General features: G+C 70.2%; 22 protein-coding genes. 19 read left to right on the top strand and 3 right to left on the bottom strand.

Going from position 1 to position 24249, the window contains the following annotated elements; genetic code table 11:
• Window positions 1-31: 31 nt before the first annotated feature.
• The 11 genes from CRP27_RS03970 to CRP27_RS03920 all read left to right on the top strand — a co-directional run bounded on the left by CRP27_RS03970 (window position 32) and on the right by CRP27_RS03920 (window position 12112).
• A complete protein-coding gene (locus CRP27_RS03970; RefSeq protein WP_079238846.1) occupies window positions 32-1093 on the top strand; it encodes a PhoH family protein in 1062 nt (353 codons plus the stop codon).
• Window positions 1090-1551: an rRNA maturation RNase YbeY gene (ybeY, locus tag CRP27_RS03965; protein ID WP_097179400.1), complete on the top strand. Its 462-nt coding sequence runs from the start codon at window positions 1090-1092 to the stop codon at window positions 1549-1551. The genes CRP27_RS03970 and ybeY overlap by 4 nt, the downstream gene beginning before the upstream one ends.
• A gap of 4 nt (window positions 1552-1555) precedes the next feature.
• The gene (locus tag CRP27_RS03960) at window positions 1556-2878 is read left to right on the top strand and encodes a hemolysin family protein (protein ID WP_097179399.1); all 1323 of its coding nucleotides are present in this window, start codon (window positions 1556-1558) and stop codon (window positions 2876-2878) included.
• Entirely contained in the window at window positions 2875-3816 is a 942-nt protein-coding gene (era, locus tag CRP27_RS03955) for a GTPase Era (RefSeq protein ID WP_097179398.1), read from the top strand. Before CRP27_RS03960 ends, era begins: the two co-directional genes overlap by 4 nt.
• A gap of 68 nt (window positions 3817-3884) precedes the next feature.
• Window positions 3885-5153: a sensor histidine kinase gene (locus CRP27_RS03950; protein ID WP_255257418.1), complete on the top strand. Its 1269-nt coding sequence runs from the start codon at window positions 3885-3887 to the stop codon at window positions 5151-5153.
• Window positions 5150-5824, top strand: coding sequence for a response regulator transcription factor (locus CRP27_RS03945; RefSeq protein ID WP_097179397.1), 675 nt, complete (start codon window positions 5150-5152; stop codon window positions 5822-5824). The genes CRP27_RS03950 and CRP27_RS03945 overlap by 4 nt, the downstream gene beginning before the upstream one ends.
• Before the next feature lie 108 nt (window positions 5825-5932).
• Window positions 5933-6685, top strand: a complete 753-nt coding sequence (locus CRP27_RS03940) for an ABC transporter ATP-binding protein (protein ID WP_097179396.1) — start codon at window positions 5933-5935, stop codon at window positions 6683-6685.
• Window positions 6682-8079, top strand: a complete 1398-nt coding sequence (locus CRP27_RS03935; RefSeq protein WP_097179395.1) for an ABC transporter permease — start codon at window positions 6682-6684, stop codon at window positions 8077-8079. Before CRP27_RS03940 ends, CRP27_RS03935 begins: the two co-directional genes overlap by 4 nt.
• Before the next feature lie 412 nt (window positions 8080-8491).
• Entirely contained in the window at window positions 8492-10261 is a 1770-nt protein-coding gene (gene leuA, locus CRP27_RS03930) for a 2-isopropylmalate synthase (RefSeq protein ID WP_097179394.1), read from the top strand.
• A 208-nt stretch (window positions 10262-10469) separates the two neighbouring features.
• Window positions 10470-11318, top strand: coding sequence for a DNA repair protein RecO (gene recO / locus CRP27_RS03925; RefSeq protein WP_097179393.1), 849 nt, complete (start codon window positions 10470-10472; stop codon window positions 11316-11318).
• Window positions 11315-12112 carry an isoprenyl transferase gene (locus CRP27_RS03920; RefSeq protein WP_097179392.1) on the top strand — a complete coding sequence of 266 codons (798 nt, stop codon included), beginning with the start codon at window positions 11315-11317 and terminating at the stop codon, window positions 12110-12112. The genes recO and CRP27_RS03920 overlap by 4 nt, the downstream gene beginning before the upstream one ends.
• A 52-nt stretch (window positions 12113-12164) precedes the next feature.
• Here the strand turns inward: CRP27_RS03920 and CRP27_RS03915 are convergent, their stop codons facing one another.
• Together CRP27_RS03915 and CRP27_RS03910 are read right to left on the bottom strand one after the other, a co-directional pair.
• A complete protein-coding gene (locus CRP27_RS03915) occupies window positions 12165-12356 on the bottom strand; it encodes a hypothetical protein (RefSeq protein WP_097179391.1) in 192 nt (63 codons plus the stop codon).
• Complete coding sequence (locus CRP27_RS03910) at window positions 12353-12847, bottom strand: hypothetical protein (protein WP_217990682.1); 495 nt, start codon at window positions 12845-12847, stop codon at window positions 12353-12355. Before CRP27_RS03910 ends, CRP27_RS03915 begins: the two co-directional genes overlap by 4 nt.
• A gap of 259 nt (window positions 12848-13106) precedes the next feature.
• On the opposite strand from CRP27_RS03910, the gene CRP27_RS03905 reads away from it, so the two are divergent.
• From CRP27_RS03905 to CRP27_RS18110, 3 genes are all read left to right on the top strand, one after another.
• A complete protein-coding gene (locus tag CRP27_RS03905) occupies window positions 13107-14492 on the top strand; it encodes a glycine--tRNA ligase (RefSeq protein WP_097179389.1) in 1386 nt (461 codons plus the stop codon).
• 169 nt (window positions 14493-14661) lie between these two features.
• Window positions 14662-15411 (top strand): DsbA family protein, encoded by a 750-nt coding sequence (locus tag CRP27_RS03900; protein ID WP_097179388.1) that lies wholly within the window; start codon window positions 14662-14664, stop codon window positions 15409-15411.
• Window positions 15408-15578: a hypothetical protein gene (locus CRP27_RS18110; protein WP_176505452.1), complete on the top strand. Its 171-nt coding sequence runs from the start codon at window positions 15408-15410 to the stop codon at window positions 15576-15578. Before CRP27_RS03900 ends, CRP27_RS18110 begins: the two co-directional genes overlap by 4 nt.
• 68 nt (window positions 15579-15646) lie before the next feature.
• Here the strand turns inward: CRP27_RS18110 and CRP27_RS03895 are convergent, their stop codons facing one another.
• Window positions 15647-16129: an aminoacyl-tRNA deacylase gene (locus tag CRP27_RS03895; RefSeq protein WP_097179387.1), complete on the bottom strand. Its 483-nt coding sequence runs from the start codon at window positions 16127-16129 to the stop codon at window positions 15647-15649.
• 47 nt (window positions 16130-16176) lie between these two features.
• Here CRP27_RS03895 and dusB point away from each other — a divergent pair, with 47 nt between their 5' ends.
• The 5 genes from dusB to CRP27_RS03870 all read left to right on the top strand — a co-directional run bounded on the left by dusB (window position 16177) and on the right by CRP27_RS03870 (window position 24249).
• A complete protein-coding gene (gene dusB, locus CRP27_RS03890) occupies window positions 16177-17349 on the top strand; it encodes a tRNA dihydrouridine synthase DusB (protein ID WP_079235769.1) in 1173 nt (390 codons plus the stop codon).
• Window positions 17346-18635: a deoxyguanosinetriphosphate triphosphohydrolase gene (locus CRP27_RS03885; RefSeq protein ID WP_097179386.1), complete on the top strand. Its 1290-nt coding sequence runs from the start codon at window positions 17346-17348 to the stop codon at window positions 18633-18635. The genes dusB and CRP27_RS03885 overlap by 4 nt, the downstream gene beginning before the upstream one ends.
• Before the next feature lie 206 nt (window positions 18636-18841).
• Window positions 18842-20773, top strand: coding sequence for a DNA primase (dnaG, locus tag CRP27_RS03880; RefSeq protein WP_097179385.1), 1932 nt, complete (start codon window positions 18842-18844; stop codon window positions 20771-20773).
• Between the two features lie 662 nt (window positions 20774-21435).
• On the top strand, window positions 21436-23067 hold the full coding sequence (locus CRP27_RS03875) for an ABC transporter substrate-binding protein (protein WP_097179384.1): 1632 nt from the start codon (window positions 21436-21438) through the stop codon (window positions 23065-23067).
• Window positions 23068-23172: 105 nt separating this feature from the next.
• Window positions 23173-24249, top strand: coding sequence for an ABC transporter permease (locus tag CRP27_RS03870; protein ID WP_097179641.1), 1077 nt, complete (start codon window positions 23173-23175; stop codon window positions 24247-24249).

Raw genomic sequence — 24249 nt, 5'->3', positions numbered from 1 at the left:
GACCGTCTCGATCCAGGTCGACGGCATCGCCATGGTGCAGCTGCTCGGCCCCCAGGACCGACTGCTCAAGACCGTGGAACGGCAGTACCCCGGCGTCCGCGTGCTCGTGCGCGGCAACGAGGTCTCGCTGACCGGACCCGAACGGGACGTCGCGCGCGCGAACGCCCTGGTCGACGAACTCGTCGGCATGGTCCGGCGCGGACAGGACATCGGCCCGTCGGACATCCCCGTGTCGGCGAAGCTCCTCGACGAGGACCGCAAGCCGTCGGACACCTTCGGTACGCCGATCGTGTCGAGCCGCGGCAAGTCCGTGCGCCCGAAGACCGACGGGCAGCGCGCCTACGTCGACGCCATCGACGAGCACACCATCACGTTCGGCATCGGCCCGGCCGGCACCGGCAAGACCTACCTGGCGATGGCGAAGGCCGTGCAGGCACTGCAGCGGCGCGAGGTGACCCGGATCATCCTCACCCGCCCCGCGGTCGAGGCCGGCGAACGGCTCGGGTTCCTGCCGGGCACGCTCACCGACAAGATCGACCCGTACCTGCGCCCGCTGTACGACGCCCTGAACGAGATGATGGACCCCGAGCTGGTCCCGAAGCTCCTGGCGGCAGGCACGGTCGAGGTGGCGCCGCTCGCGTACATGCGCGGCCGGACGCTGAACGACTCGTTCGTGGTCCTCGACGAGGCGCAGAACACCACGCCCGAGCAGATGAAGATGTTCCTGACGCGACTCGGCTTCGGGTCGAAGATGGTCGTCACCGGTGACATCACCCAGGTCGACCTGCCCGGCAACCTGTCCGGGCTGCGGCTCGTCACACGGATCCTCGACCGCGTCGAGGACATCCACTTCTCCCGACTCACGAGCGACGACGTCGTCCGGCACACCCTCGTCGGCCGCATCGTCGACGCCTACACCGTCTACGACGAGGAGCGCCTCGCCGAGCAGTCCGGGTACCGCCCGGGCGGCCGCGGCAGCGCTGCCACGCCGAACCCCGCCGGCACGAACCGTGCCGAGCGACGGGGGCGTCCGCCGCAGGACCGCCAACGCTCCCCGTACCCCCAGAACGACGCCCGAGGAGGCAACCGGTGAGCATCGAGCTCAACAACGAGTCCGGTGTCGAGGTCGACGAGGCAGCCATCCAGCGCCTCGCCGCCTTCGCGCTCGACGTGCTGCACGTCCACGCCGACGCGGAGCTCGCGATCGTGCTCGTCGACGAGGGCGCGATGGAGCAGCTCCACGTCCGGTGGATGGACGAACCCGGCCCGACCGACGTCCTGAGCTTCCCGATGGACGAGCTCCGTCCGGGCACCGAGGACGAGCCGACGCCCGCCGGCCTGCTGGGCGACATCGTGCTGTGCCCCCAGGTCGCCGAGGAGCAGGCGAAGACCGCCGGGCACTCGAGCACCGACGAGATGCTCCTGCTGACCTGCCACGGCATCCTGCACCTGCTCGGGTTCGACCACGCCGAACCCGACGAGAAGGCCGAGATGTTCGGTCTGCAGGGCGAGATCCTCACGGCGTTCGCCGCCCAGCGCCGAGGACGGTGAGCTGATGCTGCTCGTCGCCGGCCTGCTCGCGGTGGCGTTCGTGCTGGTCGTCCTCGGCGGTCTGCTCGCCGCGTCCGACGCCGCGCTGTCCGTGCTGTCGCGCGCCGACCTCGACGAGATCGCGCGGGGGAGCAAGCACCGGCGGGCGATCGAGGCGATCGGTGACGACGTCGGCGCGCACGTCAACGCGCTGAACTTCTTCCGGGTCCTCGCCGAGACGGCAGCGGCCGTGCTCGTCGCGATCGGCCTCGTGATGGTCTTCGACACGTGGTGGGTGGCGCTCATCGTGGCGGCGGCGATCATGACGGCGGTGTCCTTCGTGCTCGTCGGGTCGAGCCCGCGGAGCGTCGGCCGGGCGCACGCCGAGGGGCTCATCGCCGCGACGGGCGGGCTCGTCCGTGGTGTCCGGATCGTCCTCGGCCCGCTCGCCGGCCTGCTCGTCGTGATCGGCGACAAGGTCACGCCGGGTCGTGGCCGGAGCGCCTCGACCGTGTCGAGCGAGGAGCAGCTGCTGTCCCTCGTCGACGAGGCCACCGAGAGCAACGTCCTCGAGCAGGACGACCGCGAGCTCATCCACTCGGTGTTCGAGTTCAGCGACACCCTCGTGCGCGAGGTCATGGTGCCGCGCACCGACATGCTCACCGTCGACGGTGCGGACACGCTGGCCGCCGGCATGGAGCAGTTCCTGGCCGCCGGGGTGTCCCGCATGCCCGTCACCGGCAAGGACAGCGACGACGTGCTCGGGGTGCTGTACCTCCGCGACGTCGCCCGCGCCCTCTACGAACGGCCGGGTTCCGGTGCGGAACGCGTCACGACGCTGCTGCGACCGGCCCAGTTCGTGCCGGAGTCGAAGGCCGCTGACGACACCCTGCGGCACATGCAGGCCGCCAAGAACCACCTCGTGCTCGTCGTCGACGAGTACGGCGGCGTCGCCGGGCTCGTCACGATGGAGGACCTCATCGAGGAGCTCGTCGGGGACATCTCCGACGAGTACGACCGCGCCGTCGTCGACCGTGTCGAGGTCGAACCGGGGCTCTGGCGGATCTCGGCCCGACTCCCCGTCGACGAGCTCGGCGACCTGTTCGGCATCGAGCTCGAGGACGACGACGTCGACACCGCCGGCGGCCTCCTCACGAAGGAGCTGGGCCACCTGGCGGTCCGCGGCGAGACCGTCACCGTGTCCGGCGTCGTGCTGACGGCCGACCGGGTCGAGGGCAAGCGTCGCCACCTCATCTCCGTGCTCGCCGAGCGCACACCCGAACTCGCCGGCGTCGAGGACGCCTTCGAGGACGCCGCACCCACCACGACGGGACACCCGCACGCATGACCGACCCCACCACCCCCGCCACCGGCGACGCCGCCCAGCCCTACCGCGCCGGGTTCGTCTCGTTCGTCGGCCGTCCGAACGTCGGCAAGTCGACGCTGACGAACGCCCTGGTCGGCGAGAAGGTCGCGATCACGTCGTCGAAGCCGCAGACCACCCGCCGCGCCATCCGCGGCGTCGTGCACCGGCCGAACGGGCAGGTCATCATCGTGGACACGCCGGGCGTGCACCGTCCGCGCACGCTGCTCGGTGAGCGGCTCAACGACCTCGTGCAGTCGACCCTCGGCGACGTCGACGTGATCGGGTTCTGCGTGCCGGCGAACGAGCCGATCGGGCCCGGCGACAAGTTCATCAACGACACGCTCGACCAGTACCCCCGCGCCAAGAAGGTCGCGATCGTGACCAAGATCGACCGCACCGCGAAGGACGCCGTCGGCGCCCAGTTGCTCGCGGTGTCGAAGCTCCGCGAGTGGGACTCGATCATCCCGACGTCCGGCACGAAGGGCATCCAGCTCGAGGTCCTGCTCGAGGAGATCACGAAGCTCCTGCCCGAGTCGCCGCAGCTCTACGACGCCACGACCGTGACCGAGGAGACCGACGAGGAGCGCATCGGGGAACTCATCCGCGAAGCCGCGCTCGAGGGCGTCCGCGACGAACTCCCGCACTCCCTCGCCGTCGTCATCGAGGACGTGGTCGAGCCGGACGAGGACGACGACCCGGACGGCCCGCTGCGCATCTTCGCCAACCTGTTCGTCGAGCGCGACAGCCAGAAGGCGATCGTGATCGGCCACAAGGGTGAGCGGCTGAAGGACGTCGGGTCACGCGCCCGCGTCGAGATCGAGTCGCTGCTCGGTGGCCGCCACGTGTACCTGAACATCCGGGTCAAGGTCGCCAAGGAGTGGCAGCGCGACCCGAAGCAGCTCGGCCGCCTCGGCTTCTGAGCCGACCGCCTGCGGACGTCACTCCACAGGCGGACGCGCGCCGTGCCTCCAGGCCGTACCGTGGTGTGGTGTTCCGTCCCATGCTGCGCGCGCAGATCGTCACCGACGTGGTCGTGGCGATCGTCCTCGGCGCGCTCGTCCTGGTCGCGACGGCGCGGGGGATGGACTCGCCGCTCGCGCTGATCACCGTCGTCGGCATGACCGGAGCGCTCGCGCTCCGTCGGTTGTCGCCGGGCCTCGCGCTCGGCGTCGCGTGGGTCTTCGCCGTCTTCGAGATGGTCACCGGCCAGCAACCCGACCTGTCGAACGTCTTCATCGCGGCCGTCATGTACACGACGAGCGCGTACGGCAGCCGCCGCGTGCGGTTCGCCGGCCTCGTCTCGGCCATCGGCGGTCCGGTGATCGCCGCCGTGTACCTCGGGGTCGACGACTACGAGTCCCGGCTGGGCATGGACACGGCGACGACGCCGGCGCAGGAGTCGCTCAAGGTCGCGTTCTCGTACTTCGCCGTCGTCCTGCTCCTCCTGCTCCTGCCGTGGCTCGCCGGGCTCGTCCGCCGGGTGCGCCGGTCGGCGAGCATGAGCCGGGAGGCCCAGCTCGTCGCCGAACGCGACGCCGCCCGGGCCGACCGCGCCGTCGCCGTGGAGCAGGAGCGCGTGCGGATCGCGCGGGACATGCACGACATCGTGGCGCACTCGCTCGCAGTCGTCATCGCCCAGGCCGACGGCGCCCGGTACGCCCTCAAGGCCGACCCCGCGATCGCCGACGAGGCCCTCGGCACGATCTCGACGACCGCCCGCCGTGCCCTCGGCGACGTCCGGGAGCTCCTCGGTGCCCTCCGTCACGAGCAGGGCTCCGCACCGACGCCCGAGATCGACGACATCGAACGACTCGTGGGGGAGATGCGCGGCGTCGGGCTCGACGTCCGGGTCGAGCGCGAGGGCGACCCCTCCGACCTGCCCACCACCACCCAGCTCGCGGTCTACCGGATCGTGCAGGAGAGCCTGACGAACGCGTGGAAGCACGGCGAGCCGGGGACCCCCGTGCACACCGCCCTGACGTACCGACCGGACACCGTCGAGATCAGCGTCGTCAACCGTCGGGCGGACGACGGCACCCGCGGCCCCGGGACCGGACACGGCCTGGTCGGCATGCGCGAGCGTGCCACGATGACCGGGGGCACGATGACGGCTGGGCCCCGCGGCGACGACTTCGCGGTCGCGGTCCGGATGCCGACCGTCCCCGCCAGCGGGCAGATGCCCAGGGGCCTGGTGCCCACGACCGGCATCCCCGCACCCCGCACCACCCCGACCAGCCAGGAGCACACCCGCCGATGAACGACACCCCGATCCGCGTCGCACTCGTCGACGACCAGGCACTCTTCCGCACCGGCATCAGGATGCTCATCGACTCGCAGGCAGACCTGCAGTTCGTCGGTGAGGCCGGTGACGGTGCCGAGGGCGTCGAACTCGTGCGCCGTGGGCGTCCCGACGTCGTGCTCATGGACGTCCGCATGCCGGTGATGGACGGCATCACCGCCACCTCCCGCATCGTCGAGGACAGCGGCGCGGACGGTGCGAAGGTGCTCGTCCTCACGACCTTCGACTTCGACGAGGCCGCGGCGAAGGCGATCCGCGCCGGCGCGAGCGGGTTCGTGCTGAAGGACGCCGACCCGGAGTTCCTGCTCGCCGCCATCCGCACCGTGCACGCCGGCACCGCCGTCTTCGCGGCGTCCGCCACGCGGGAACTGCTCCGCCGCTACGAGGACTCGAGCGAGCAGGCGGCGTCGGTCCCGGCGGCCTTCGCCGACCTGACGCCGCGGGAGCGGGAGATCTTCGACCTGGCGGCGCGGGGGTTCAGCAACAGCGAGATCGCCCAGCACGAGTACGTCAGCGAGGCGACCGTGAAGACACACATCTCGCGGGTCCTCACGAAGCTCGAGCTCCGCGACCGCGTGCGCCTCGTCGTCTTCGCGCACGAGCACGGCCTGGTGACCAAGGCCGAGTGACCGTCATCCGCTCGGATGACTCCTGCACAGGGAGTCGAGCCGAGCGAACGATCCACAGGAGCCGTCGGACCGACGCGGGGCGTGCCTTCCGCCCGTCATGGTGGATGCATGACCACCAGCCACGCACCGATCATCCGTCTCGACCACGTGTCCAAGCACTACGGCGACGCCGCCCGACGGGTGACTGCGCTCGACGACGTCAGCGTCGACATCGGCTCGGGGGAGTTCACCGCGGTGATGGGGCCGTCGGGTTCGGGCAAGTCCACGCTGATGCACGTCGCTGCGGGGCTCGACGCCGTGTCGTCGGGCCGGATACAGATCGACGGCGTCGACATCACCGGCCTGGCCGACAAGGAGCTCACCGAGCTCCGCCGCCGTCGGCTCGGGTTCGTGTTCCAGTCCTTCAACCTCGTGCCGACGCTCGACGTCAGCGAGAACATCCGGCTGCCGTTCCTGCTCGGCGGGCGCAAGCCGAGCCGCGAAGAATCCGCGTGGATCGACCGGCTCGTCGAGATGCTCGGGCTCGGGAACCGGCTGACCCACCGGCCGCACCAGCTGTCCGGTGGGCAGCAGCAGCGTGTCGCGATCGCCCGGGCGCTGGCGTCGCGTCCCGCGGTGGTCGTGGCCGACGAGCCGACGGGCGCACTGGATTCGCGGACGGGGCGCGACGTCCTGCAGATCCTCCGCGGGGCCGTGACCGAGTGGGGCCAGAGCGTCGTCATGGTGACGCACGACCCGGTGGCCGCCGCCAACGCGGACCGCATCCTCTTCCTCGCCGACGGCCGGGTCGTCGGCGACCGCCCGGCGATGGACGCGGCCGAGATCTCCACCACGATGCTCGGGATGGAGGCCGCAGCGTGAACGGCATCCGCTCCTTCGCCCCCACCGTCCTCGTCGCCGCACTCGGGACCACCTTCGGGTCGGCGCTCGTCATCGCGCCGGGCATCGTGACCGAGGCCCTCGCCGCCGTCGGCCTCTCCGAGCTCGACCCGGTCAAGGCGATCCTCTCCGTCGTCGGATGGCTGTTCCTCGGCATCGCCCTGTACGTCGGTGCGATCGTCACCGCCAACACCTGTGCGACGCTCATCGCCGGGCAGACGCGGATCATCGCCCTGCAGCGGCTCGTCGGCGCGACCGGTGCCACCCTGCGTGCCCGGATCACCCGCACGGGTCTCCTGGTCGGGGTACTCGGCGGGCTGATCGGCGCAGTCGTCGGCACCGGCCTGACCGCACTGTTCGTCGTGGTCCTGCGCGGCAACGGCTTCCTGCCCGACACGACGTACACCCTGCTGCCGTGGGAGCTCGTGCTCCCGGTCGTCGCCGTCGTGCTCGCCACGTGGGGCGCCTTCGCGGTGGGGTCGCGCCGGGTCCTCACCGTGACCCCGCTCCAGGCGCTGTCGTCGAGCGTCGAGCCCAGCCACGAGGACGTCCGTTCCGGCACCGCCCGGAAGGTCTGGTCGATCCTGCTGATGGCCGGTGGTGGGCTGCTCATGCTCGTCGGGCTGGTCGGCAGCGCGGCGTCGCCCATGGCGGTCCTGCCGGCGGCCCTCGGTGGCTTCGTGTCCTTCGCGGGCGTCGCCGTCGGCGCCACGATCGTGATGCCGCCGGTCCTGCAGCTCATCGGGCGCATCGGCTCCCGCGACCCGGTCGTCCTCCTCGCCGGCCGGAACGCCATGCGGGCGCCGGGGAGGTCCTCCCGCGCGACCATCGGGCTCGTCATCGGGGTCACGCTGCTCGTCACGTTCGCGGTGGCGCTCGGCATCATGCAGCACGTGCTCGAGGCCCAGCTCCGCGGCCAGCTCGAGGGTGGCAGCCCCGAGCAGGTCCAGGGCATGCGGGACTTCTTCGTGCAGCTCAACGCCGTGATCAGCGTGATCGTCGGGTTCTCCGCCGTGATCGCCGCCGTCGGGGTCGTGAACGCGCTCGCCCTCGGTGTCCTGCAGCGTCGGCGTGAGCTCGGGCTGCTCCGCGTGCTCGGGCTGACCGGGGCGCAGGTCCGTCGGATGATCGTGACCGAGGCCGTGCAGATGGTCGTCGCCGCGGTCCTCACCGGGCTCGTACTCGGCACCTTCTACGGGTGGGTCGGCGGACAGACGCTCCTCGGCTCGCTCGGCACCCCGGTGACTCCGGTGCTGCCGCCGCTCACGATCGCGATCGTCGTGCTCGGGGCGCTCGTCCTCGCGGTCGCGGCGACGATCGCGCCGGTGCGGCGCGCGATGCGCGTCCCGCCGACCGAGGCGCTCGCGGTCGACTGACGCCCGGCTCTGGTCGCGACCGATGACGGACGGGAGGCGCGGTGCCACCTGGCACCGCGCCTCCCGTCCGTCCTGTCGGTGCGCGACATGCCGCTCGCGTTCGCCGAGAGGGCACAAGACGTCGCGCTCGGGCCCGTCGGGCGGCACTTCGTGCCCCCTCGACGAACGACCGACGGCGTGTCGTGTCCACTCGCCGCCCGCTCCCCGCCCGCACCCACCCCACCGCCGGACCGTCGCCCTGGACGGTTGCGCCGTGCTGGTACACCAGTGCTACGGTGGTCGGGACATGTACTCGGCGCTCCTCCTCCTTCGCTGCCGCGACGAGGCCTGACACAACGGCCCACCTCGTCGCGGAGTCCGTCGTGGCCGCACCCACGCAGAGCACACGAACAGCGACGAAAGCGACGAAACGATGCAGAACACGCAGCGCCCCTCGGGGATGCCGATCCACAAGTACGTTCCCTTCCACGAGCAGATCCGCGTCGAGCTGCCGGACCGCACCTGGCCGACGAAGCGCATCGACAAGGCACCCCGCTGGTGCGCGGTCGACCTGCGTGACGGCAACCAGGCCCTCATCGACCCGATGGACTCCGAGCGCAAGCGCGCCATGTTCGACCTCCTCGTCCGCATGGGCTACAAGGAGATCGAGGTCGGGTTCCCGAGCGCCTCGCAGACCGACTTCGACTTCGTCCGCTCGCTGATCGACGAGGGGGCGATCCCCGACGACGTCACGATCCAGGTGCTGACCCAGGCGCGCGAGCACCTGATCAACCGCACGTACGAGGCGATCGACGGTGCGAAGCAGGCCATCGTGCACCTGTACAACTCGACGTCGATCGTCCAGCGCGAGGTCGTGTTCCGCACCGACGTGCAGGGCGTCGTCGACATCGCGGTGTCCGGCGCGAAGCTGTGCCGGGCGGCCGAGGCGAACCTGCAGCACGACACGAAGGTCTTCTACGAGTACTCGCCGGAGTCCTACACGGGCACCGAGCTCGAGGTCGCGGTGCAGATCTGCAACGCCGTGCTCGAGGTCTTCGAGCCCACCCCCGACCGCAAGGTCATCATCAACCTGCCGGCGACGGTCGAGATGGCGACGCCGAACGTCTACGCCGACTCGATCGAGTGGATGTCGCGCAACCTCGCCCACCGCGACGACGTCATCCTGTCGCTGCACCCGCACAACGACCGCGGCACCGCCGTCGCGGCCGCCGAGCTCGGGTACATGGCGGGTGCCGACCGCATCGAGGGCTGCCTGTTCGGCAACGGTGAGCGCACCGGCAACGTCGACCTCGTCGCACTCGGCATGAACCTGTTCACGCAGGGGATTGACCCGGAGATCGACTTCTCGGACATCGACCAGATCAAGCGCACGGTCGAGTACTGCAACCAGCTGCCGGTACCGGAGCGTCAGCCGTGGGCGGGCGACCTCGTGTACACGGCGTTCAGCGGGTCGCACCAGGACGCCATCAACAAGGGCTTCGACGCGATGCAGGCGAAGGCCACCGCCGCGGGCAGGTCGATCGACGAGATCGAGTGGGCCGTGCCGTACCTGCCCGTCGACCCGAAGGACATCGGTCGCTCGTACGAGGCCGTCATCCGCGTGAACTCGCAGTCCGGCAAGGGCGGCGTCGCCTACCTGCTCAAGACCGACCACGCGATCGACCTGCCCCGCAAGCTGCAGATCGAGTTCTCCGGAGTCGTGCAGCAGCGCACCGACGCCGAGGGTGGCGAGTTCTCCTCCGAGCGCATCTGGGACCTCTTCCGCGACGAGTACCTGCCCGCGGCCGACGAGTCGGACAAGTGGGGGCGGTACGAGATCACGAAGACGGCGACGTCGAGCGACTTCGACGGCACGACGAAGCTCTCGGTCGCGATGCGCGTCGACGAGGGCACGGTCGAGGCCGACGCCGTCGGTACCGGTCCGATCGACGCCTTCCTGTCCGTGATGCGGGAGCAGGGCGTGGACGTCACGCTGTACGACTACTCGGAGCACACGATGAGCGCCTCCGGTGACGCCAAGGCCGCCTCGTACGTCGAGCTCGACGTCGATGGCGTGCGGCTGTGGGGCGTCGGGATCGACGCCGACATCTCGACGGCGTCGCTCAAGGCGATCGTGTCGGCGGTGAACCGCGCGGTGCGCGCGGGCGCCGCGTCCGGCGCGTCGGAGTTGGTCTCCGCCTGAGACGCGACCCCTCCTGGAGGCGCGGTGCGGGTCCGTCCCGCACCGCGCCTCCCGTGTGTGGTCGGTGTATCCCCCGTCACGCGCGATGGCAGGTCGGATCGGGCGTACCTGGTCGTTTCTTCCGACCGGGTACGCCCGATTCAGCTCGGTACACCCGCGCTGCGCTGCGCTGCGCCGTCGTGTCGGTGCGGAGGGGGATACTGGAGCAATGCCGCTGTACCGGGACGAGTGCGTCGTGTTGCGCACCCACAAGCTCGGTGAAGCCGACCGCATCGTCACGATGCTCAGTCGGCAGCACGGGAAGATCCGGGCGGTGGCGAAGGGCGTCCGGCGGACCGCGTCGAAGTTCGGTTCCCGGCTGGAGCCGTTCATGGTCGTCGACGCCCAGTTCTACGAGGGCCGTTCGCTCGACATCGTCACCCAGGCAGAGTCCCTCGGGTCGTACGGTGCGCAGATCGTCGCCGACTACGGGGCCTACACCGCGGCCAGCGCCATGGTCGAGACCGCCGACCGCCTGAGCGAGGCGGACGCGGGCCTCCAGCAGTACCTGCTCCTCGTCGGCGCACTCCGCTCCCTGTCCCGCGGCGAGCACGTGTCGAGTGCGACGCTCGACTCCTACCTGCTCCGGGCGATGAGCATCGCGGGGTGGGCGCCGTCCTTCTCGGACTGCGCCGTGACCGGGGAGCCCGGACCGCACTCGGCGTTCGTCGTGCAGCTCGGCGGCGTCGTGGCCGACCACGCCGCGCCTCCGGGGACACCCCGACTCGACGCGGAGACCCTGCAGCTGCTCGGGTCGTTGCTGGCGGGGGACTGGCTGGTGGTCGACGCCGCCGACGAACGCACCCGCTCCCGGGCCTCCGGCGTGGTCGCGGCGTACGCCCAGTGGCACCTGGAACGATCACTCCGGTCCCTGCCGCACGTCGACCGGTCGGAGCACCCGCTGCCGGTGCCGCTGACCCACGACGGACCCGAGGCCACGGCACGCGCCGTCGCCTCCACCCCGGCACCGACCGTGCCCGACCCCGATCCCGCTGCCGAAGGAACCCGCACCGCATGAGCCCCCGCCGCCACGACGACGCCGAGCCGTTCCGCCCGATCGACTGGACCGGCGAGACGCCCCCGGCGATCCCGGCCCGGTTCGTGCCGCAGCACGTGGCGATCGTCATGGACGGCAACGGCCGGTGGGCGAACGGCCGCGGACTCACCCGCATCGAGGGGCACAAGGCGGGCGAGGCATCGCTGCTCGACGTCGTCGCAGGCGGGATCCAGATCGGCGTCCAGCACATCTCGGCGTACGCGTTCTCGACGGAGAACTGGAAGCGCTCCCCAGAGGAGGTGCGGTTCCTGATGGGCTTCAACCGCGACGTCATCCGGCGTCGACGCGACCAGCTCCACGAGTGGGGCGTCCGGGTGCGGTGGGCCGGACGTCGACCGCGGCTCTGGCGGAGCGTCATCGACGAGCTCGAGCAGGCCGAACGGATGACGGCGGGCAACGACGTCCTCACGCTGACGATGTGCGTGAACTACGGCGGTCGGAACGAGATCGTCGACGCCGTGCGGGGCATGGCGGAGGACGTCGCCGCCGGGCGCCTCAAGCCGAGCCAGGTCACCGAGAAGGCCCTGGCGAAGCGGCTCTACGTGCCGGAGCTGCCGGACGTCGACCTCTTCCTCCGCAGCTCGGGGGAGCAGCGCACGTCGAACTTCCTGCTCTGGCAGTCTGCGTACGCCGAGATGGTGTTCCTCGACCGGCTCTGGCCGGACTTCCGACGCACCGACCTGTGGGGTGCGATCGAGGAGTACGCGCGCCGCGACCGACGGTACGGCGGTGCCGTGGACGCGCCGACGGCCTGACGACCCCGCGCTCGGACCGCGCACCTCGCCGCGCGCGATCCGAGCAGCAGGGTCAGCGGTCCTTTCGCTCGTTCCGAATGAGCCGGTTGACGAGGAGGCCGGTGGCTGCGGCCGTCACGCCGATGGCAACCCGCGTACTCAACACCACCCAGCCGGGAACATCTGCGACCTGCACGGCGGTCAGCGCCACCACCACGATGAAACCCGTGCCGATGACCGCCGTGCAGCGTGTGCGCCGGGTCACACGCAACCGCTCCTCGACGCGTGGTTGTTCGAGAAGTAGACCTTGAGCTGCTTGTTGTTCTTGCACGTGCCCTTCTGTGCGGCAACCGCCGCGCTCGCAACGGCGATGATGGCTTGGACGGCGAGGCAGGCGACCTGGCCGATCGCAGGGATGGCGCAGATGGCAGCGCCGAGGAGGAAACCAGTTCCGTTGTAGAGCATCGCTTGGTCGAACTGGTTGAACAGCACGTAGGAGCCACCCGCGTCGTACCCGCCTCCCAGACGCCCCGCCCGCGACCCGGCGAACAACTCGAACGACAAGCCCTCCCCGAGGTCCACCTGTATCCGGGAGCCATCTCGCTCCGGCCGCTCCGACGTCACGAGCCCCGCGGCACGGAGTTCCGCGAGCGCCTGGTCGATGTCGATCTCGCTGAGCTGTCGGGAAGCGCTCGCTGCGTCCGCGGCAGGCAACGCCGTGGCGGGCGGCGCGACCACCAGCGCGCTCGTGATCAAGCAAGCGCTGAGCGCGATCGTGAAGACGGATTTGCACTTCATCGTGTTCCCTTCGGGTGCGGCCCCTCCGCACTACTGCAACCATAAAGTCTGAACGGTAGAATTCTGCATTCTCGTATAACGATCGAGACACTCACGTCCGCGATGCAAGCGCGGCAGGACGGGTCGAGCCGCGCCTCCAGACCGCCGCGAACGCCGGTACGCTTGCCCGGTACGTTTCCGCACCGAGCACCCAGCTCGGCGACCTCTGGAGCACCCTTTGGCACAGCCCTCCCGTCTCGACAGCGTCATCGCCCTGGCCAAGCGCCGCGGCTTCGTCTTCCAGTCGGGGGAGATCTACGGCGGATCCCGGTCCGCGTGGGACTACGGGCCCCTCGGTGTCGAGCTCAAGGAGAACATCAAGCGCCAGTGGTGGCAGCGCTTCGTCCGCGGCCGTGGCGACATGGTCGGCCTGGACTCCGCCGTCATCCTGCCCCGCAAGGTGTGGGAGGCCTCCGGCCACGTCGCGACCTTCACCGACCCGCTCGTCGAGTGCCTGCACTGCCACCACCGGTTCCGCGCCGACCACCTCACCGAGGCGTTCGTGGCGAAGAAGGGCCGCGACCCCGAGGGCGGCATGGCCGAGATCGCCTGCCCGAACTGCGGCACCCGCGGTGAGTGGACCGAGCCGCGTGAGTTCTCCGGCATGCTCAAGACGTACCTCGGCCCGGTCGAGTCGGAAGAGGGCCTGAACTTCCTCCGCCCCGAGACCGCGCAGGGCATCTTCGTCGACTTCGCGCAGGTCGTCACGACCAGCCGCATGAAGCCCCCGTTCGGCATCGGCCAGGTCGGCAAGGCGTTCCGCAACGAGATCACGCCCGGCAACTTCATCTTCCGCACCCGTGAGTTCGAGCAGATGGAGATCGAGTACTTCGTGCCCCCTGCCGAGGCGCAGGAGCACTACGAGCAGTGGATCGCCGACTCGGTCGCGTTCTACACCGACCTCGGCATCGACCCGGAGAACCTCCGCCGCTTCGACGTGCCGGACGGCGAGCGGGCGCACTACTCCGACGCCACCGCCGACATCGAGTACCGCTTCGGCTTCGCCGGCTCCGAGTGGGGCGAGCTCATGGGCGTCGCGAACCGCACGGACTTCGACCTCAACAACCACATCGAGTCGTCGGGGCAGGACCTCCGCTACTTCGACCAGGCCGCGAACGAGAAGTACGTGCCGTACGTCATCGAGCCGTCCTTCGGCCTGACCCGTGCGCTCATGGCGTTCCTGCTCGACTCCTACCACGAGGACGAAGCCCCGAACGCGAAGGGCGGTGTCGACAAGCGCACCGTCCTGCGGCTCGACCCGCGCCTGGCGCCCGTGAAGGCCGCGGTGCTCCCGCTGTCCCGCAACGAGCAGCTGTCGCCCGTGGCCCGCGGCCTCGCGGACGACCTGCGCAAGCACTGGAACGTCGACTTCGACGACGCCGGTGCGATCGGTCGCCGGTACCGTCGCCACGACGAGATCGGCACGCCGTTCTGCATCACGGTCGACTTCGACACCCTCGAGGACAAGGCCGTCACGGTGCGCGAGCGCGACACCATGTCGCAGGAGCGCGTGGCGCTCGACCAGCTGCAGGGGTACCTCGCGCAGCGGCTGCTCGGCGCGTAGGCGCGGTCGGCGCCTGACCGGCCGGGTCGGCGCCCGGCCGGCGCCTGGCCGGCCGGCGCCCATCGGCTCCGCACAACCAAAGTCACCCCGAACCGCGCAGATCCGTGGTGCGGGGTGACTTTGGTTGTGCGGAGGGAATGCGCACCGCGACTCCGCGTTGTCGTTGAGCATGAACGACAGTGCTCTCAACGACACCGTGAAGGTGGATGTCTGGTCGGACATCGCCTGCCCCTGGTGCTACATCGGCAAGCGGAAGTTCGAGGCCGGCGTCGCCGCCTTCACCGCGACGGACTCCGGCCGGTCCGTCGAGGTCGAGTACCACTCCTTCGAGCTGAGCCCCGACACCCCCGTCGACTTCGAGGGCACCGAGGCCGAGTTCCTGTCGAACCACAAGGGCATGCCCGTCGAGCAGGCCCAGCAGATGCTCGACCAGGTCACGGGCATCGCCGCCTCCGTGGGTCTCGACTACGACTTCGAGGCCATGCACCACACCAACACGGTGAAGGCGCACCAGGTCATCCACCTCGCGAAGCAGCGGGGCAAGCAGCTCGAGATGGTCGAGCGGCTCTTCACCGCCTACTTCGAACGCGGCGAGCACGTCGGCGACGAGACGACGTTGGCCGACCTGGGAGCGGAGATCGGCCTCGACCGCGACGAGGTGCTCGCGACCCTGCGCGACGATGCGCAGCTCGCAGCCGTCCGCGCCGACCAGGCGCAGGCGCAGTCCTACGGCATCAACGGCGTCCCCTTCTTCGTCATCGACGGGAAGTACGGCGTCTCCGGCGCACAGGACCCGGCCGCGTTCGAGCAGGTGCTCACGCAGGTCGTCGCGCTCCGCGAGACGACGCCGTCCGACATCGCGGACGCCCAGCAGCGTGCCGCGGAGGACGCGGCAGCCGACGCGGAGGCGACCCGATGACGGACGTGCGCGTCGACGGCTCGGCCGAGCCGCGCCTCCAGTCGGACAGCCTGGAGGCGCGACCCGCCCTGCTCACGCTCGTCACGTCCGGCGGTGCGCCGGTCTGCGAAGGCGACTCGTGCTTCGTCCCCGGCGCGGAGGGCGACTGGACAGAGGTCCCCGACTGACGCGACCCGCGCGTCGATCCACGACGCGCGATCGAGGGGACGGGCGGTGCGGTGCGTCTCGACGCGTCCTAACGGACGGGTTCCTCGTCGGTGATGTCGGCGACCGTCGCGTCGTAGGCGGCGATGAGGTCGTCGGCATCGACGAAGGCGCTCGCGCCGTGGCGGCCGGCGCCCAGCGCCACCCGGCGGCCGACGATGCGCTCGTCGGCGTACACGGGCAGGTCGCCGGTCGCGCCGATCGGGGTGATGGTGCCGCGTTCGTAGCCGGAGGCCTCGAGCGCGGTGGCGGCGTCGGGCATCGAGAGCTTGTTGACGCCGACGACCGTCCGGAGCTTCTTCCACGCGATGCTCCGGCCGCCGGGCACCAGTGCGAGCAGGAACCCGCCGTCGTGCCGCTTGACGACGAGGGTCTTCACGATGTCGCCCGGTTCGATGCCGAGGAGCCCCGCCGCCTCATGCAGGGAGTTCGCCGCCGGGCGTTCGACCACGTCGACCCGGAGCCCGCGGGCGGTGGCGTCGGCATCGAATCGAGTGGTGGCGTCGGTCGTCATGTGGAGAACGCTACCGGCGGGCACCGACGTGGGAGAATGGGAGCCGTATGACGATCACTGACGCACCCGGGACGGCGACCCGTCCGGCGAAGCCCCTGCGCATCGGCCCCATCGAGGTCGACGTGCCGGTCGTGCTCGCCCCGATGGCGGGCATCACGAACATGGCCTACCGACGGCTCTGCCGCGAGTACGGCGCCGGCTTGTACGTCTGCGAGATGATCACCTCGCGCGCGCTCGTCGAACGGACCCCCGTGTCGATGCAGCTCATCCAGCACCACGAATCGGAGACGCCGCGGTCGATCCAGCTCTACGGCGTCGAGCCGAACACGGTGGCAGAGGCAGCGACGATCCTGGTGGGCGAGGACCGTGCCGACCACATCGACCTCAACTTCGGGTGCCCGGTGCCCAAGGTCACGCGGAAGGGCGGGGGAGCGGCGCTGCCGTGGAAGCTCGACCTCTTCAAGGAGCTCGTCACGAAGACGGTCCGTGCCGCTGGTGACGTCCCCGTCACCGTGAAGATGCGCAAGGGCATCGACAGCGACCACCTCACGTACCTCGACGCCGCCCGCATCGCGCGGGACGCCGGTGTCGCGGCGGTCTCCCTGCACGCCCGCACGGCCAACGAGCACTACTCGGGGCACGCGGACTGGTCGGCGATCGCCACGCTGAAGGAGACCATCACCGACATCCCGGTGCTCGGCAACGGCGACATCTGGTCCGCGGCCGACGCGCTCCGCATGGTGGACGAGACCGGGGCCGACGGCGTGGTCGTCGGGCGCGGGTGCCTCGGTCGGCCGTGGTTGTTCGGCGACCTCGCGGCGGCGTTCCGCGGCGAGGGCCTGCGGTACATGCCGACCCTCGGCGAGGTCGCGGTCGCGTTCAAGCGGCACGCCGAACTGCTCGTCGAGTTCTTCGGCTCGGAAGAGCACGGCTGCCGGGACATCCGGAAGCACGTCGCCTGGTACTTCAAGGGGTACCCGATCGGCGGTGACGTCCGGTCCGGGCTCGCGATGGCGTCCAGCCTGGACGAGATCGACCACCTGCTCGGCCAGCTCGACCACGACGCGCCCTACCCCGGTGCCGACGCCGAGGGGCCCCGCGGTCGTGCGGGTCACCCGAAGCGCACCGCCCTGCCCGACCGCTGGCTCGAGTCGCGCGACGTCGACAGCGAGTTCCGCAAGGTCCTCGCCGCCGCCGAGCTGCACCACAGCGGCGGATGAGCGCCACGAGTTCCTACGGGCCCGCCGACGCGGAACGCTGGCTGCCCGAGACCCACGGCAGCCGTCGATCCGACTTCGCCCGTGACCGTGCGCGTCTCCTGCACTCGAGCGCGCTCCGACGGCTCGCCGCGAAGACCCAGGTCCTCAGCCCGACGACCGGCCTCGACTTCGCCCGGAACCGGTTGACGCACTCGCTCGAGGTCGCCCAGGTCGGCCGGGAGCTCGCCGACTCGCTCGGCCTCGACCCCGACGTCGTGGACACCGCCTGCCTCGCGCACGACATCGGGCACCCGCCCTTCGGGCACAACGGCGAGACCGCGGTGAACGCCTGGGCCGCCGGGATCGGCGGGTTCGAGGGGAACGCGCAGACGCTGCGGCTCCTCACCCGGCTCGAGCCGAAGGTGTACGGCGACGGACCGGATGACGACCGGCCCTACGGCCTGAACCTCACCCGGGCGTCGCTCGACGCGAGCTGCAAGTACCCGTGGCCGGCGGCGCAGGGTGTGTCCGAGGCCTCGTCGGGCCGCACGAAGTTCGGCTTCTACGACGACGACCACGACGCCTTCGAGTGGCTCCGTGCCGGTGCTCCCCGACGGCAGCGCTGCATCGAGGCGCAGGTCATGGACCTGTCGGACGACATCGCGTACTCGGTGCACGACTTCGAGGACGCCGTCGTCGCGGGCTTCATCGACGTCGCCGCCCTCGGGGACCGCGTCGGCGAGAACGACATCGTGTCGGCCATGCACGCGTGGGTCGGTTCGGACCTCAGCCGCGACGAACTCCTCGACGCCTTCGACCGGCTCCGCTCGCTGCCGCTGTGGATGACGTCGTACGACGGGTCGCGGCGGGACCTGGCGCGGCTGAAGAACCTCACCTCGCAGCTGATCGGACGCTTCGCACGGACCGCGACCGCGGCGACCCGGGAATCCTACGCGTCCGGGTCCCTCGTACGGTTCGCGGCCTCGGTCGTGACCCCGCCGGAGATCATCGGCGAGATCGCGGTGCTGAAGGGCATCGTCGCGGCGTTCGTGATGACGCAGGGCGACCGCCAGCCGGTGTACGAGGAACAGCGTCGGATCCTCACGGAACTCCTGGACGCCCTCGCGGCGAGCGGCAGCGCGGACCTCGAACCGGGGTTCGCCGCCGACTGGCGTGCCGCGTCCGACGACACCGGGCGACTGCGTGCGGTGGTCGACCAGGTCGCGAGTCTGACCGACCAGGGCGCGTTGGCGTGGCACCGGCGGCTCGTGGTGGGCGAGCACGAGAGCGTCCACATCCCGGTCTGAGCCGGAGTCCGGGGTGTGTCGGGCGGTCGAGACACAGGGCCGGCCGCGAGACACCCGGCTGGTCGCGAGACACCGCCGGTTCCGGCGGCGTCTCGACGGCGGGGCGGCGTTTCGCGGGAGAGCCGGTGTCTGAGCGACGCACTGTGGCCGTCCACAGGACGCTCGTCCGGTCGGGCGGTGTCACCACCACGAACTAGGATCGAGGGGTGGCTGGCAGGATCGCGCGTAACGACATCGACGAGGTCCGCTCGCGTGTCAACATCGCGGACGTCGTCGGCGACTACGTGACCCTGAAGTCCGCCGGTGTCGGCTCGCTGAAGGGCCTCTGCCCCTTCCACGACGAACGCTCGCCGTCGTTCCACGTCCGGCCGCAGGTCGGTCGGTACCACTGCTTCGGCTGTGGTGAGGACGGTGACGTCTTCGAGTTCATCATCAGGCAGGACCACACCACCTTCCAGGAAGCCGTCGAGCGGATGGCTGCGAAGATCGGCTTCACGCTCCACTACGAAGAGGGCGACGGTCCGCGGACGGACTACAACCAGCGCGCCCGGCTGATCGCCGCGAACGAGGCCGCGCAGCAGTTCTACGTCGCGCAGCTCACCACCGCGGCGGCCGAACCCGCCCGGCAGTTCCTGGGGGAGCGCGGCTTCGACCCGGCGGCGGCGCAGCACTTCGGTGTCGGCTTCGCACCGCAGTCCTACGACGCCACGCGCGAGCACCTGCGCAGTCGCGGTTTCTCGATGGACGAGATCCTCGCCGCGGGGCTCGCCGGGCAGGGCGACCGCTCCCCGTACGACCGGTTCCGCGGGCGCCTGATGTGGCCGATCCGCGACGTGACCGGGGCGACGATCGGGTTCGGCGCGCGCCGACTGCTCGACGACGACAAGGGCCCGAAGTACCTCAACACGCCGGAGACCCCGATCTACCACAAGAGCCAGGTGCTCTACGGGATCGACCTCGCCCGGCGGGACATCTCGAAGCAGAAGCAGGTCGTGATCGTCGAGGGCTACACCGACGTGATGGCGTGCCACCTGGCGGGCATCACCACCGCGGTGGCCACGTGCGGGACGTCGTTCGGCGTCGAGCACATCAAGGTGCTGCGCCCGATGCTCGGCGACTCCGCCGGGCGCGACCTGTCGCAGCTCGGCAACATCGTCTTCACGTTCGACCCGGACGAGGCCGGGCAGCGCGCTGCCTCCCGCGCGTTCGCGGAGGAGAGCCGGTTCGCCTCGCAGACGTACGTCGCCGTGGCGCCAGGCGGGCTCGACCCGTGCGACCTGCGTCTCGCCCGCGGCGACTCCGCCGTCACGCGCCTCATCGAGACCAAGCGTCCGATGTTCGAGTTCATCATCCGGCGTCGCCTCGCGACGCACGACATCGAGACCGCCGAGGGTCGCGTCGCCGGGCTCCGCGACGCGGCGCCCGTCGTCGCCGGCATCCGTGACCGCACGCTCGCGAACGCGTACACGCGTGAGACCGCGAAGTGGCTCGGCATGGACATCCCCGACGTTCGCCGAGCCGTCGAGAACGCCCGTCAGCGAGCCGGGTCCGGCTCCGGTGGGCGGCACGACGACCGGACAGGAGGCACGGTGCCGGTCGGGCAGGCCGGTCCGGGTGGCGAGCTGGTCACCCCGCCGGAGGAACCGGTCGCCGGACTCCGGCTGCTCCCGAACGACCCGATCACGCGCATGGAACGCGACGCCGTGATGGCGATGGTGCAGCAGCCCGGGCACGTCGGCGCGCCGCTGCTCGGTCTGGCCGCTGCGGCGACGTTCTCGGCGCCGATGCTCTCGGTCGTGCGGGACGCCGTGGTCGCCAACGTCGACGCCGTCGGCGCGGGGGACTGGCTCGATCGGTTGCTGCAGGACGTGCCGGCGCCGTTCCGTGGCCTCGTGCAGGAGCTCGCACTCGCGCCGATCCCGGCCCGCACCGACGAGGACCTGGCGATCTACGCCCGGAGCATCGTCGTGGCCCTGGTCGAGCGGGACCTGCTCGCACGGAAGGCCTCGTTGCTCGGGCAGCTGCAGCGGGCGGACCCGAACGAGCAGGCCGATCGTCGGGCGGACATCCAGCGGCAGCTCGTCGACATCGACGCCCAGCGGATGCGGTTGCGCGCGGACGCCGAGCCCGCGTCCTAGCTCGTCCGCCGGCCGGCCGGCCGAGGTCGCACGACATGCCGCGTGCGCTGCACCGAAGTCGCACGATCCGTCGGTCGGGGCGCGTCGAAGCGGCCGTTCGAGCGATCTCGACACACGACTTTGCGGGCGGCCGCGGGCGGCGGCGGGTGGCCGCCGGCGGCGGCGGCGGCCGCGCGCTCCTGCCGGAAGGGCGCCCGGGCAGGAGAACGCGACCGATCCGCCGGGGTGCCGGACGTTGCGGGCCGGTGCCGCGCCTCCAGGCAGCCTTCCGAGGTCGCACGACATGCCGCGTGCGTCTCACCGAGGTCGCACGACGTGCCGCGTTCGGGCCGCGAGAGCGGCTCTTCGTGCGACCTCGGGGGACCCGAGCAGGGACCCGAGCAGGGGACCCGAGCGGCGGACCCGAGCCGAGTCGCCGGGCGGGTGGAGCGCGCCACGGCCGCACGTTGCAACGCGCAACTTCCGTGCGCGACGCGCCGCAGCTGCACGCACGGATGATGCAACAGACGACGCACTCTTGCATTACAGCGGTGTAAACAAATCTCCCTCGGTTCGTGCAGTTCCGTGACAGGGTGATAGCAATGAGCGTTCCTGGCCGGGCACACAGACGATCCACCTCCGGCGCAGGACCCTTGCATTCACCACCAAGAGAGGCATCGAACATGGCATCCGTGTTCAAGAAGCACACAGCGAAGTGGGGCAGGCGCGGCATCGCGCTCGGCGCCGGGGCAGCAGCGACGGCGCTGGTGCTGACCGGCTGCGCGGGCGGCAGTGTCAGCGACGCCGCCCTCGACGGCATCAGCATCGGCACGACCGACAAGATCACCTCGCTCGACCCGGCTGGTTCGTACGACAACGGCTCGTTCGCCGTGCAGAACCAGGTCTTCCCGTTCCTGATGAACACCCCCGTCGGCAGCCCGGACGTCAAGCCGGACATCGCGACCAAGGCCGAGTTCACGAACGACACCACGTACACGGTGACGCTCAAGAAGGGCCTGAAGTTCGCCAACGGACACGACCTCACGTCGAGCGACGTCAAGTTCTCGTTCGACCGCGAGCTGAAGATCAACAACGAGAACGGCCCGCAGTCCCTGCTCGCCAACCTCAAGAGCATCGACACGCCGGACGACACCACGGTCGTGTTCAACCTCGACCACGCCGACCAGACCTGGCCGCAGGTGCTCTCCAGCCCCGCCGGCCCGATCGTCGACGAGCAGGTGTTCTCGGCCGACAAGCTCACGCCGGCGGCCGACATCGTCAAGGGCAAGGCCTTCGCCGGCCAGTACTCGATCAGCTCCTACAAGGAGAACGACACGATCCAGTACAAGGCGAACAAGAACTACGACGGGCTCCTGGGCAAGCCGAAGACCGACGAGGTCACGGCCAGCTACTACACCAAGGAGACCGACCTCAAGCTCGCCGTGCAGAAGGGCGACGTCGACGTGGCGTACCGCTCGCTGACGCCGACCGACATCGCCGACCTCCGCAAGGACGACAAGGTCAAGGTCACCGACGGCCCCGGCGGCGAGATCCGCTACCTGGTCTTCAACTTCAACACGCAGCCCTACGGCGCGAAGCAGTCGGACGCCGACGAGACGAAGGCCCTCGCAGTGCGCCAGGCCGTCGCCGACGTCGTCGACCGCGAGAAGCTCGCGAAGGACGTCTACAACGACACCTACTCGCCGCTCTACTCGATGGTGCCGGACGGCCTGACGGGTGCGTCGAAGCCGTTCGAGAAGCTCTACGGCGACGGCGACGGCGGTGCTGACGTCGACAAGGCGAAGGACACCCTGTCGAAGGCGGGCGTCACCGGCAAGGTGCAGCTCGACATCCAGTACGCACCGGACCACTACGGTTCGACGTCGGACGACGAGTACGCGGAGCTCAAGACGCAGCTCGAGAACTCCGGCCTGTTCACCGTGAACATCCAGTCGACGGTCTACACGACGTACGCGCAGGAGCGCACGAAGGACGCCTACCCGGTGTACCAGCTCGGTTGGTTCCCGGACTTCTCGGACGCGGACAACTACCTGTCGCCGTTCTTCACGAAGGACAACTTCGTCCAGAACCACTACGACGACCCGACGATCCAGGGGCTCATCTCCGACGAGCAGCAGGAGTCCGACAAGGACAAGCGCGCCACCCTCATCGAGCAGGCGCAGGAGCGTGAGGCGACGCAGATCTCGACGCTGCCGCTGCTCCAGGGCAAGTCCGTCGCCGTCGCGGCCAAGGACGTCAAGGGCCTGACCCTCGACTCCTCGTACAAGTTCCGCTACGCGACCCTCTCCAAGTAACACCGACGACGACCAGGGGGCGTTCCCACGAGGGACGCCCCCTGGTCACGTCCACGAAAGGCACCCCTCCCCGTGACCCTCAGCACCCCAGAGGCGACCCAGGACGTGAACGGTTCCGACCCCACCAAGCCACAGGCACGGCGCAGTGCCAAGAGCAGTGGTGGTGGGCTCGGCCGGTACGTCCTCGTCCGGTTCCTCCTCATCTTCCCGACCGTCTTCATCCTGGTGACGCTCGTGTTCTTCCTGATGCGCGTCATCGGGAACCCGATCACCGCGTCCGTCGGCGGTCGTCTCACCCCGAGCCAGCTGCAGGAACGCCTGCACGCGGCCGGGTACGACCGACCCGTGCTCGTGCAGTACTTCGAGTACCTCGGCAAGATCGTCCGCGGTGACTTCGGCACGACGGCGACCGACAACCGTCCGATCACCGAGATCATCGTCACGTACGGCGGCGCGACCGCGGAGCTCGTGTTCTACGCGCTCATCGTCGCGCTGGTGCTCGGCATCCCGCTCGGCATGCTCGCCGCGTACATGCGCGACAAGTGGCCCGACGTGCTGTTCCGCGCCCTCGCCATCCTGACCTACGCGACGCCGGTGTTCTTCGGTGGCCTGCTGCTGAAGCTCGTCTTCTCGGTCTGGCTGGGCTGGCTGCCGCTCGGCGACCGCGCGTCGACACGGGTGTCACTCGTCCTGGACAACATCCCCGGCGCCACCGGCATCTACATCATCGACGCGCTCCGCACCGGCAACGCCCAGATCATCACCGATGTCCTGGCGCACGCCGTGCTGCCCGCGATGACGCTCGGCCTGCTGACCGCCGGCATCTTCCTGCGCCTGGTGCGCGCGAACATGATCGGGTCGCTCGGGTCCGAGTACGTCGACGCGGCCCGCTCCCGCGGCGTCCGCGAGGCCCGTCTCGTCCGGACGCACGCGTTCCGGCCGGCCCTGGTGCCGATCATCACCGTGATGGGGCTGCAGATCGCGATGCTCCTGGGCGGGTCCGTCCTGACCGAGACCACCTTCGGCTGGCGCGGGCTCGGCTTCGAGCTGAACCAGTACCTGTCGGCCCGCGACTTCGTCGCCGTCCAGGGCATCGTCGCGATGCTCGCCGTGATCGTCGCGGTGACGAACTTCATCGTCGACGTCGTCGCGGCACTGATCGACCCGAGAGTGAGGTTCTAG

It is taken from the genome of Curtobacterium sp. 314Chir4.1 (assembly GCF_900215175.1).
GTDB lineage: Bacteria > Actinomycetota > Actinomycetes > Actinomycetales > Microbacteriaceae > Curtobacterium > Curtobacterium pusillum_A.
Note: the sequence above shows the minus strand (reverse complement) of the source record. Positions and strands in the feature narration are given on the sequence as shown.